At 65.8% G+C, this 10331-nt stretch carries 12 protein-coding genes and 1 pseudogene; 5 read left to right on the top strand and 8 right to left on the bottom strand.

Annotation, left to right across the window (positions count from 1 at the left end; all coding sequences use genetic code 11):
* Positions 1 to 195: 195 nt before the first annotated feature.
* Positions 196 to 876 (bottom strand): GNAT family N-acetyltransferase, encoded by a 681-nt coding sequence (locus IF67_RS40010; protein WP_051819111.1) that lies wholly within the window; start codon positions 874 to 876, stop codon positions 196 to 198.
* Positions 877 to 931: 55 nt separating this feature from the next.
* On the opposite strand from IF67_RS40010, the gene IF67_RS0138035 reads away from it, so the two are divergent.
* A complete protein-coding gene (locus tag IF67_RS0138035; protein ID WP_030993561.1) occupies positions 932 to 1381 on the top strand; it encodes a hypothetical protein in 450 nt (149 codons plus the stop codon).
* Positions 1382 to 1998: 617 nt separating this feature from the next.
* Positions 1999 to 3102 carry a TIR domain-containing protein gene (locus IF67_RS0138040; protein WP_107050377.1) on the top strand — a complete coding sequence of 368 codons (1104 nt, stop codon included), beginning with the start codon at positions 1999 to 2001 and terminating at the stop codon, positions 3100 to 3102.
* Positions 3103 to 3105: 3 nt separating this feature from the next.
* Here IF67_RS0138040 and IF67_RS42650 read toward each other — a convergent pair whose 3' ends face one another.
* The gene (locus IF67_RS42650) at positions 3106 to 3732 is read right to left on the bottom strand and encodes a DUF4145 domain-containing protein (protein ID WP_158713236.1); all 627 of its coding nucleotides are present in this window, start codon (positions 3730 to 3732) and stop codon (positions 3106 to 3108) included.
* Positions 3733 to 4134: 402 nt separating this feature from the next.
* Between IF67_RS42650 and IF67_RS44525 the strand changes: the two genes are divergently transcribed.
* From IF67_RS44525 to IF67_RS0138055, 3 genes are all read left to right on the top strand, one after another.
* Positions 4135 to 4569: a radical SAM protein gene (locus IF67_RS44525; RefSeq protein WP_199812854.1), complete on the top strand. Its 435-nt coding sequence runs from the start codon at positions 4135 to 4137 to the stop codon at positions 4567 to 4569.
* On the top strand, positions 4536 to 5081 hold the full coding sequence (locus IF67_RS44530) for an SPASM domain-containing protein (protein WP_199812855.1): 546 nt from the start codon (positions 4536 to 4538) through the stop codon (positions 5079 to 5081). Before IF67_RS44525 ends, IF67_RS44530 begins: the two co-directional genes overlap by 34 nt.
* A 73-nt stretch (positions 5082 to 5154) precedes the next feature.
* A complete protein-coding gene (locus IF67_RS0138055; RefSeq protein WP_030993564.1) occupies positions 5155 to 5535 on the top strand; it encodes a hypothetical protein in 381 nt (126 codons plus the stop codon).
* Positions 5536 to 5607: 72 nt separating this feature from the next.
* Here the strand turns inward: IF67_RS0138055 and IF67_RS0138060 are convergent, their stop codons facing one another.
* From IF67_RS0138060 to IF67_RS43485, 6 genes and pseudogenes are all read right to left on the bottom strand, one after another.
* Positions 5608 to 5988 (bottom strand): MmcQ/YjbR family DNA-binding protein, encoded by a 381-nt coding sequence (locus IF67_RS0138060; RefSeq protein WP_030993565.1) that lies wholly within the window; start codon positions 5986 to 5988, stop codon positions 5608 to 5610.
* A gap of 7 nt (positions 5989 to 5995) precedes the next feature.
* Entirely contained in the window at positions 5996 to 6571 is a 576-nt protein-coding gene (locus IF67_RS0138065) for a GNAT family N-acetyltransferase (protein WP_051819113.1), read from the bottom strand.
* Positions 6572 to 6768: 197 nt separating this feature from the next.
* Positions 6769 to 7524 (bottom strand): hypothetical protein, encoded by a 756-nt coding sequence (locus tag IF67_RS0138070; RefSeq protein ID WP_030993567.1) that lies wholly within the window; start codon positions 7522 to 7524, stop codon positions 6769 to 6771.
* A 499-nt stretch (positions 7525 to 8023) separates the two neighbouring features.
* A complete protein-coding gene (locus tag IF67_RS0138075; RefSeq protein ID WP_037840407.1) occupies positions 8024 to 9481 on the bottom strand; it encodes a catalase in 1458 nt (485 codons plus the stop codon).
* Between the two features lie 210 nt (positions 9482 to 9691).
* The gene (locus tag IF67_RS40965; RefSeq protein ID WP_030993570.1) at positions 9692 to 10222 is read right to left on the bottom strand and encodes a thiamine pyrophosphate-binding protein; all 531 of its coding nucleotides are present in this window, start codon (positions 10220 to 10222) and stop codon (positions 9692 to 9694) included.
* A gap of 4 nt (positions 10223 to 10226) precedes the next feature.
* A pseudogene (locus IF67_RS43485) lies at positions 10227 to 10331 on the bottom strand (2-hydroxy-3-oxopropionate reductase); the annotation flags it as partial.

The raw sequence follows: 10331 nt of genomic DNA on the forward strand, positions 1-10331 counted from the left end.
CTGTGAAGCCTTCGGGCTTGCTTGAGCCGTGATGCTTGGAAACAGGCACGTCCGGTTCTGAGGGGGCCGGGTCACGGCGACGTGACCCGGCTACCCGACCAATTCCGAGCTGTCGCAACCCGCTACGACAAGCGGGGATTCGTCTTCCTCGGCACCGTCACCGCCGCCGCAATCCTCATCTGGCTCCGCTCATGATCAGAGGACCTCAGCGGGCGACGGGGCCCATGGCCCGTCGTCGAAACCGAAGAAGTCCGCGCAGCCTGCCAGTCCGCGCACGGTTACAGGTACATGCTCCTGACAACTCCAGTCCTGCTGCGAGAGCCGGAAGTACTGGGATTCGACGACCTGCTCGTGAAGGACATCGCGGGAGATGCCGTCGGGCTTGTAACCGAGCTTTCGTGAGACGGACATCGAAGCCTGGTTGTCGAAGAAGCACCCCGACGTGGCGGATACCGCTCCAAGTTCCGCGAACGCCAGGTGAAGCACGGCCACACGCATCTCGGTTCCGATTCCCTTGCCCTGATGGTCAAGCCCGAGCCAAGAACTTGAGGCAATCTCGCCTCGGATGCTGAAGTTCTTGGCCCACATCTCCTGGATGCCCACAGGTTGCCCCTCGAAGAACACCACGAGGTCCAGGGCCCAGTCGTCAGGCGCCCATGCCCCCAGGCGGCTCCAGTGACTCCGGACGACGTGCCTGGCACGCTCGGCAGGCGGCAGATCCGTCCAGGGCGTCAGAAACGGCCGTGCTCCTGGAGCATGGACTCCCTCCGCTGCTACCTCGGCCACTGCGGCCAGCTCTTCCTCGGAGGGAAGCCGCAGCTCCAGACGGGGTGACCGTACACGCAGTGCCTTGAGGGGCCAGACGTCGATCAACATGGACCCAAGTCTGCACCGGCGTGGAACGTGGTCGCCCCTCCTTTTCCCGCAGCACATGATCGACGAGACGCCGCCTAGCCTTTCGATCATGCGCTTTGATCAGATCGGACCCTGGCTCCGTGAGCATGGCGCGGAAATACAGCCCGTGCTCCTGTCTGGCCGGTTCGATGCGTACCTCAGCGCACTCCCGTGGCAGGGCAGCGGCATCGACTGGCGAGACCTGCCGCACCGCTCCCTGGCACTGGATGGCGTCTCGGACGAAGAGGTAGTGGACTGGGCCCGCCAGACACCTGTCGCTCTGTACAGCCACGTGCTGGTTATCGACTCCGCAACCGAGCCGGGCGTGGTGTGCCGGTTCACAGACGCCATGCGGGATTTCGAGCTGCTGTCGAACCGCCCCGAGCTGTACATCTGCGGCGTCGATCTCGTGAATGGCGAGGTGCAGTCAGCCTTCGAGCACTTCATCGAGCGGCGGTCGTTCACGACCCTCAATGCTCGAATCTGAGATCAGCTGGAGCTGAGCACGGATGATCACTGCTTTGTAAGCCTGGTGATGATCTCCACGGTAGATCTGCTGGGCGGGTGGTCGGCCCGGCTTCTCTATGGATGCCTGGGCTTCGGTGACTGGTGCGATGCCCAGCAACTCGACTGCCGGCCATCCTGATTGACTGTGGCTGGCCTCCGCATCTGGCACGGCAGTGGCACGAACCTCAGCCGACGACAGTCAGCTACGACGGCGGGTGCGCCGGCTGACCACGCACGCGTATGCCTTGCTGCACCTCCACCAACCTCAGCCACGCCACTGGCTTGTGCCGTCGATCAAGGCCATATCCGATGGCCGGCCGGGATGCGAGCGTTGGGCTCTGCACCTGTGAGCCCCAGACTTCGGCAGGATCGGTGATCTACGGCTATCTGCCGGGCTGAACCCCGCGTGAGCGATCCGGGCGTCTGATTACGCATCGAGTTACTACGCAGTATTCCTAGGCATGGTTCCGACACCATCTGATGCTGGCCTGGCGCGCTGCTGCAAGGCCTTGATCTTTTGGGTATCGCCCACACAGACACCGTCAAAGCGGCACAATGCGTCCAGTCGGCGTGTACCCACGGCACAGTGGAGGAATCATGGACGTCAACCCGACCGGCCAAGGAAACCGTATTTTTGTGAGCTATGCCCATCTCGATGACGAATTGCTTAACCAGGCGGTAGAGCACTTCACTAAAGATTTGCGGAGTTTCTACATCGCCAAGACGGGCGGTGCGCTCGATATCTTTTTTGACCGGGAAAGTATTGGTTGGGGAACGGACTGGAGGCGCAGAATTGACTCCGAGTTGCGAGGGGCCTCTATCTTCATGCCGATTATTACGATGCAATATTTTAATCGTCCGGCATGTCGTGAGGAGTTGAACGCTTTTCATGGGAGTGCGGAGTTGCTTGGGGCCGGGTACCTGATCCTTCCGGTGGTTATTCTCGGTGCGAGCGGCATTCTTGCAGATAGTCAAATGCCCGAGGTGCGATTGATCGAGTCGCTGCAATTTGAAAATCTCGAGCAAGCCTTTTTGGCTGGTCGCGGGACGAGGGAATGGAGGGAAGCGCTCTCGCGTATCACGGACAAGCTGGTTAGTGTCATCGCCCGCGCCGAAGAAAGTCTGGCAAGTGCAGAATCTTCCGAATCGCCCCTTGAGGCGGTAAGTGGTGATGAGGACTTCGATCTTTTTCAGCACTTTGAGGACCTGAATCAGATCGGCGAACGTCTTGCGCCAGAGATGGAGGGGGCGACACGAGATCTAACTACTTGGTGCACGGTGGTTGAGGGTGAAATGCAGAAATTTGGCGCTACTTCGCCAGCGGTGTTGCGCGCGCAATCGGTGGTGATGGCTAGAGCCGTCCAGGAACCGTCCCTGAAACTGCAGAGCAGTGCGACAGCCCTGGCCCAGTCAGTCACCGGGGCAGATGCCCTGCTGCGCTCGATGGTAGGACAGTTGGTTGGCGTTAATACCTCGCACGGTGCTGAGCTTGCAGAAAAGATCATCGCGGACATCACTCAAGGCTCATCGGACCTCCAGCCCTTCGTGGATGGATTGGCGGAAATCTTGGAGATGCTAAAAACCATGGAAATCATGAGTGTCCCATTGCGTAAAGCGATTAAGCCCGGGAGGATCGGGTTCACTAAGTTGCAAGACGCGATGAAGACAACTGAGGGATGGCGAGGGCTGTCTGTTCGCTGATCCCTATTTCTTTCCTTCACGACGCAGTTTGAATTTTTCAAACTGCGTCGCGTAGACGTAAAGGTAGTCCATCAGCGCTTCTGCAAGTGCGAGGGCGTCGGTCGCGTCATCCTGCGTCACAGGATTCTCATTGTAGTGAGCGCCCTCATTTCCAAGCAGTCGGAGAGCCTGGCTCCATTCCAGGAGACGCCCGTCGATCTTTCCGCTTTCCTTGAGCTCCTCCAGCATGCGGATTAGCGGTGCCCGCTTGCTGACGCCCTGGTCAATGGAGACGCCCTCCAATGTTCGCCGCACCATTACGACAGTGGCCGTATATGCCTTAACTGAAAAGCAGCGATGGGCTTCCTCGTGCTGTCGTCTCAGTGGCTCAGGGATGAGCCAACTGAGCATTCTTTGGGTGTTGGGCCAAACTGTGATTGGGTCCCCGTCCCACCCCTTCCCATAGTCCTCCTCCAAAGCTAGAATGCCGTCACCACATTTGCTGCATCGTGCGAGTTGCAGAAGAGTTGGGAATCCTTTTTCTAGGTTCTTTTCGACCAGTGCGCCCTCCACCACCGCCATGACCGCTTGATCACAGGTACCGCACGTCGCGAGGATGTTGCTTCCAACACGATCGGTTGCTTCTGTCATGAGGGCATCGTAAGAAGCTAATGGCACTCCCACGGATGCTTTTGCGGATCTGACGAGGTGGCCAAGAGTATGGAGCCGACAGACTCCAGCCATGCTTCTCACAGCAAGCGGCTGGTTTCTGTGCGCGCGGGCCAGGCGTCGGCCGGGCTGGAGCGGGGCGGAGGCAGGAGCGCAGGCCCGGTGGGGAGCCGAGCCGCGCGCGGGGAACGGAGCGAGCCGTCTTGAGCTCGAACTCGTAGAGAAAGTTGTTACTCAGTCTTGGTGTGGCCGCCGGAATTCCTGTGCTCACCATGGCAGTTGCTGCCGTGAGATGCTCGTCCAGCAGGGCTACCAGATCAGCGAGTGGCAGCAGCCTAGAGGCGATCGGCGCTGCGCCGATACTTGCGAGCCTTCCATGGCGCGGTGCAGCCCGGCGGTGTCACAGGATTTTGCAATCTGGCCTGCCGCCACTGCTACGCAGGATCCTCCCCACAAGGAGACCACGGCAGCATGGCCGCGGCCGTCTGGCAACGTGTCATCGACGAACTCGCGGCGCTCGGCGTTCGCGACGTCCAGTTCATCGGGGGCGAACCAACGCTCCACCCCGACCTCCTACGGCTCATCCGGCACGCCCGCGACCGCCGCATACGGATCGAGGTCTTCAGAAACCTGACGCACATCTCCGACGCTGTCTGGGACGTGCTCCGGCTGCCGGATGTGCGGCTCGCTTTCAGCTACTACTCCGACGACCCCGACGATCACGATGACGTCACCGAAATCCGCGGCTCACACACACCCGCACGCGCGCCAACGTGGAGAAGGCCTTGGCCCTGGGTGTTCCGATGCGCGGCAGCGTGATCAATGTGCTCCAGGGGCAGCGCGCCGATCAGTCCCGCCGGGAACTACTGGACATCGGCCTGTGGGACGTCCGGACAGACAGGGTGCGGCCGTTCGGCCGCGCAGCCGGCCAGACCGCACCGGACATTGCGAAACTCTGTGGGCGCTGCGGCCGGAACAAGCTGGCGATTGCCCCGGACGGAAGTGTGTGGCCGTGCGTGTTCGCGCGGTGGATGGCCGTCGGCAATGTGCACCTACAGAGCTTGCAGGACATCTACCACGGCGTGGCCATGCGGGGCGTCCGCGCGGAACTGGCTGCCGTCCACCCGGAAGCAGTCGCCCGCGCATCCGGCGCTCCGAGCTGCCTGCCCGACTGCAACCCTTCCTTCGACACCTGCTCCCCGCAACTTGCGTGCGCACCGGATGCGGCCTGCAACTCGACGGAAGGGGACGATCGACTGCGGGAGCCGGTCATGTCGCCACACCGAACCGTGCGGTACAGCAACCCGCGCATTGCGGGCACCGACTGCTGACGGAAGTCGCACGGCCGGGGCAATCAGAGAGCTTTCGGGTGAGCGCCGCGGCCTGCCCGAGTAGCGTGTCAGGATGCCCGACATCCGCGGCTTCGGAGAAGCGACGAGTACGTTCACGGCTCTCTATTTGGCCCGCCAGGCCACCTACGCTGCGTTTCTCAGCGCAGCCGACTCCGAGTCGTCCGTGTGCTGGCGCAAGGCCGACGGCCAGTACCCGACTCCCGACACGGCGCGCGAGGCACAGGACGCGGCGTACACCGTCACACGCGATGCCTACAACAGATTGCTGGTCGAGCCGGTGGGGCCGCACGGGGAGGCACGCATCGTGGTCGACGCGATCAGGCTCCTGGGGCGGAGCAGCGCGGAGGACCAGGACTGGCATGCGTTCAAGCAGGCCCGCGAGGATTTCGTCGATGCGGCGCGGGTGTGCCTGAGCGAGACGCTCCAAGCCTGACGGGCCATGCTGAATCGGGTGCCCCGCAAGCCCTCTGACCGCGGAGCACCACCGCGGACAGGGGCTTTCAGTTCAGGCCCGCCGTTCCCCCGGCCAGTCGAGCAACAGGCGCCGGGCGCGGGGGAGCGAAGCGACGATGAGGTCGTACGAGTCCTCGATCATGTCGAGGATGAGTTGGTCGGGGAGGGCACCGGTCAGTGAAACGGTGTTCCAGTGGCGCTTGTTGAGGTGGTATCCGGGGACCACCTCGGGGTGTGCTGCGCGCAGGCGTTCCGCCAGTTCGGGTTCGCATTTGAGGCTCACGGTGAGTGGCGTATCCGTCAGCGTCGTCAGCGCGAAGATCTTTCCGCCGACCTTGAAGGTCGATACGTCCGGGTGCCGCGGAAAGGGGAACTCCTCGACCGCGCCGTTGAAGTCTAGGCAGACGGCCCGAAGGGCATTCGCGTCGATCATGCCGTCATTATGTCGGGCAGGTGGTATGGACTGACGGAACGTCAGGCTCGCGGGCGGGCTCCCGCCTCATGCACACCCGCCGCCAGCGGTCGAGGCCCAGTGCCGCCTCGTGGGCGCGGATCGCCCGCAGGCCCGGGGTGAGTTCTGTATCGCCGAGGATCCGGAATCCGAGGCGGGCGTAGTACGGCGCGTTCCAGGGCACCTCGGCGAAGGTGGTCAGGGTGAGCGGGAGGGGGGCCGGGCCGCCTTCCCGTTCCGCCCGGTCGATGAGTGCCCGGCCGATACGGCGGTGGGCATGCCGTGGGTGGACCGACACCTGCTCGATGTGGGTGCAGCCGTCGACGGGATCCCAGAGCAGGTAGCCGAGAGGCCGAACGGGCCTGTCCGTGGTGACCGTCCGGCCCGGTTCCTCGTAAGCGGCCAGGGCCCGTCCCGCACGCTGATAGGACGTCAGCTGCGCCAGCGACGGCGATTCGTCGTCCGCGATCGCCGCCATCCCGAGTTTGCGGAATGCCTCGCCGGCGGCGCGCTCGATGGTGCGCAGGGCGGACAGCCCGGTGGGGGAGGGGGCTTGGATGATCACGGTGTCAGTGTCGCCGGTCCGGGTGGTGGAGGCGAGCGGGTTTCGGTGGCCGTCAGCCGTCAGCCGTCAGCCGTCAGCCGTCAGCCGTCAGCGGCCGGGGCTGCCGTCAGTGATCAGCGGTGGTGCTGTGGCTGTTGGTGACGTCGGTCGGGTGGGGGTTGAGATGAAGGCGGGGTGACGGGAGTGGGACGGTGGCCTTACCGCCCCGCAGCCCCGTACTTGATCAGTTCGTCGGCCGGGTCGTTGACCGGTTGTGGGGTGCCCGTGAGGTCCATGACGAACAGTGGGATGTGCAGTTCGTCGGCGCGGGAGCGGGCGTCTCGGGCGTAGCCGGCGAGCGAGAAGAAGACCGCTATGGCGGAGTCGTTGAGGCCGTTGAGCCAGACGCATTCGATCTCGCGCAGCTGGGTGGCGCGGGTGGTCGGGTCGACCTGGGCGACCACACCCGTACCGCGCAGGTCCACGCCGGAGGCGGTGCGCTCCTGGGTCCGTGCGGCATCGGCGTAGCCCAGCCACTTCAGATACTGCTCGGCGGCGGTGACGCAGTCGCGGGCCGTACGGATCGTGACCGGGCGGAACGCGGGACGCAGGACGGCGCGCGGGGCCTCGGGAGCGGGCGCCGGCGCGGGCTTCGGGGTGGGCTTCGGGGCCGGCGGGCCGAACGAGGGGAAGTTCGGCGGCGGTTGGGCGGGTGCGGGGGCGACGGGGACGCGGACGACCGTGCCGCAGACACAGCCGGACTCCGGCGCCGGCCACTCGTCCTGCCGTCCGCAGACCTCGCACCGCACCTCCACCCAGGAGGCCTGCCAGGTGCGGTGCTGTATCTCGACGGGCACCCCGCCGCGCAGCACGGGCATGGTCAGCGGGGCACCGCACGCGCACGGGAAGGTGGGCGGGGTGAAGGCGTTCTCGCGGCGGCATGTGGGGCACCGCACCGGCACGCTGTCGGCCATGGTCGGCTCCTGGCAGGTCGGGCGGCAGACAGGTCGGATCTGCTGCTGCCCCCATGGTCTCTCCAAAACCGGGCGGAGGGGGGCGATTTGCGAGGAGAGCCGCAGGTGGGGGAGAGACCGCAGGGGAGCCACGGCGCACGGGGGGAGCGCACCGCGGCGCACGAGGGCCGTCATGGCAGGGTGCGGCGCAGGCAGGGCCCGGAATCCGTGACCGTACGGATACCGGGCCCGCTGTGGTGTCCGTCCGGCAGCGCGAGAATCGGGCGCGACAGGACATCGCGCCGCCGGACGGAGTCTGTGGTGGAGAGAGGCAGATCGAGGTGGAGGTGGGGCAGGCGGGCTCCGCGGTGGGGGAGAGGCTCGCCCTTCCTGTCGGGCGGGCACTGCCACCGCACTGGATCCTCCCCGTGTACCGCGGAGCTCGCGCTACCTCTCCGTACCGGCCGGCCACCCCTCAACGGGCCGGCCGGTACGGATGCGCAAGGATGCTGACCTCCCGTCAGTCCTCGCGCAGCTCACGGACCCTGGCCTCCACGCGCGCGCCGTAGTCCCGGTCGGCGGCGTGGAAGTGGGCCAGGTTCTTCTCGATCACATCGTCGCGGCCGACCTGGGAGAGCCCGCCGGCGATGTTGTTCACCAGACGGTTCTTCTCGTCCTGCGACATCAGGCGGTAGAGCTCACCGGCCTGGAAGAAGTCGTCGTCCTTGGTGTGCGCCGGGGCCTCGTGGGTGCCGGTGTGGCCGGAGACGGCGAGCGGGGCGGAGAGCGCCTGGTCCGTCTGCGCCGGGCCGCCGTAGGAGTTCGGCTCGTAGTTCTTGGCGTGCCGGTCGTAGCGGTTGGTGGCCATCAGGCCGTCCCGGCCGTAGTTGTGGGCCTCGGTCGCCTTGGGGGCGTTCACCGGCAGCTGGGTGTGGTTGACGCCCAGGCGGTAGCGGTGGGCGTCGGCGTAGGCGAACAGCCGGCCCTGGAGCATCTTGTCCGGTGACGGGCCGATGCCGGGCACGAAGTTGTTCGGCGAGAAGGCCGACTGCTCGACCTCGGCGAAGACGTTGTCGGGGTTGCGGTCCAGGACCAGGCGGCCGACGCGCTGGAGCGGGTAGTCCGCGTGCGGCCACACCTTCGTCAGGTCGAACGGGTTGAAGCGGTAGTCCGCCGCCTCGGCCGCCGGCATGATCTGCACGTACAGCGTCCAGGAGGGGTACACGCCCCGCTCGATGGACTGGAGCAGATCGGTCTGGTGGCTGTTGGGGTCCTTGCCGGACAGCTCGGCGCCCTGCTCGGCGTCCAGGCAGCGGATGCCCTGGTTCGTCTTGAAGTGGTACTTGACGAAGAAGGCCTCGCCCTCGGCGTTCGTCCACTGGTAGGTGTGCGAGCCGTAGCCGTTCATGTGGCGGTAGGAGGCCGGGATACCGCGGTCGCCCATGAGCCAGGTGATCTGGTGGGTCGCCTCGGGGGCGTGCGCCCAGAAGTCCCAGACGTTGTCCGGCTCCTGCTTGCCCGTGAACGGGTCGCGCTTCTGCGAGTGGATGAAGTCGGGGAACTTGATCGGGTCCTTGATGAAGAACACCGGGGTGTTGTTGCCGACGAGGTCGTAGTTGCCCTCTTCGGTGTAGAACTTCAGCGCGAAGCCACGCGGGTCACGGGCCGCGTCCGGGCCGCCGAGGTTGTCGGCGACGGTCGAGAAGCGGATGAAGGTCTCGGTCCGCTTGCCGACGGTGTCGAGGAAGTCGGCACGGGTGAAGCCGGTGACGTCATCGGTCACCTCGAAGTAGCCGTACGCACCGGAGCCGCGGGCGTGCACCACACGCTCCGGGATGCGCTCGCGGTTGAAGCGGGCGAGCTTCTCCAGCAGGTGCTGGTCCTGGAGGATGATCGGGCCGCCGACGCCGGCGGTGGCGGAGTTCTGGTTGTCGGCGACGGGGGCGCCAGCCTCCGTAGTGAGAAAGCGCGCCGTCAGCGTGGGCTTCGACATGGTGACCTTCCGTACGAGAGCGCGGAAGTTGGCTTCCGCATGTCGGAGCGTAAGAAGGGCTCCGACCAAACGTCAACAGTTTGTTGAAACAAAGCTGAGGGGTATTCCGGGCGGCGGCCGCACCTGGGCGCGACAGGACAGGTGTCGGCGCAGCCACCGCCCGGAAGCTGAGGGGGACCGGTTCCGGGGCGTGTCTCACGTCCCGTGGGCGAACGTCCTGTGGGCGCACCCGTGCACGGGGCCTGCGGGCGGGCCGTCGGCAACGCGTTCCGCGCACTCGGTCCGGATCTCTACGAGCACCGGCCGCCGCGTGGAGACGGCTTCCTTGCGGGCCCACTCGACCGCCGAGGTGGCGCGCCGGCGCGGCCCGCCGGCGCGGCCCGCCGGCGCGGCCCGCCGGCGCGGGCCGCCCGTCTCCCGCCCCGTGACGCACACCAGCGGGACCGCATCCTGCTGTGCCGCGTACAGCCCGGTGATCAGACGTGCCGACCCCGGACCCGCAGTGACCGCGACGACACCGGTCCTCCCCGTCGTACGGGCCCAGCCGTCAGCCATGAACGCGGCGCCTTCTTCATGGCGTCCCGACAGCCGCTCGATGCCTGCCTCTTCCATCGCCGCGTACAGCGGGAGAAGGGCGGCACCGGGACAGCCGAAGGCGATGTCGACGCCCTCGTCCTTCATGATCTGAACGGCCGCCAGTACGGCGGGAATCCGCTGCGCCGCCATGACCTCAGCTTTCGGTGGTGTGTCCGGAGAGTCGTTCGACGCCGCGCAGGAGGGCGGAGTGGTCGAGGCCGCCGTCGCCTTGTGCGCGCAGGGAGGCGACGAGGCCGGC

Source organism: Streptomyces sp. NRRL S-1813, assembly GCF_000719605.1.
In the GTDB taxonomy this organism is placed as follows: domain Bacteria; phylum Actinomycetota; class Actinomycetes; order Streptomycetales; family Streptomycetaceae; genus Streptomyces; species Streptomyces decoyicus.

Excerpts from the sequence above, each read along its gene's own strand:
- IF67_RS0138070 (WP_030993567.1), bottom strand. The coding sequence starts at position 7,524 with ATGGCCGACAGCGTGCCGGTGCGGTGCCCCACATGCCGCCGCGAGAAC.
- IF67_RS40965 (WP_030993570.1), bottom strand. The coding sequence starts at position 10,222 with ATGGCGGCGCAGCGGATTCCCGCCGTACTGGCGGCCGTTCAGATCATG.
- IF67_RS40010 (WP_051819111.1), bottom strand. The coding sequence starts at position 876 with ATGTTGATCGACGTCTGGCCCCTCAAGGCACTGCGTGTACGGTCACCC.
- IF67_RS0138035 (WP_030993561.1), top strand. The coding sequence starts at position 932 with ATGATCGACGAGACGCCGCCTAGCCTTTCGATCATGCGCTTTGATCAG.
- IF67_RS0138055 (WP_030993564.1), top strand. The coding sequence starts at position 5,155 with ATGCCCGACATCCGCGGCTTCGGAGAAGCGACGAGTACGTTCACGGCT.
- IF67_RS42650 (WP_158713236.1), bottom strand. The coding sequence starts at position 3,732 with ATGACAGAAGCAACCGATCGTGTTGGAAGCAACATCCTCGCGACGTGC.
- IF67_RS0138040 (WP_107050377.1), top strand. The coding sequence starts at position 1,999 with ATGGACGTCAACCCGACCGGCCAAGGAAACCGTATTTTTGTGAGCTAT.
- IF67_RS0138060 (WP_030993565.1), bottom strand. The coding sequence starts at position 5,988 with ATGATCGACGCGAATGCCCTTCGGGCCGTCTGCCTAGACTTCAACGGC.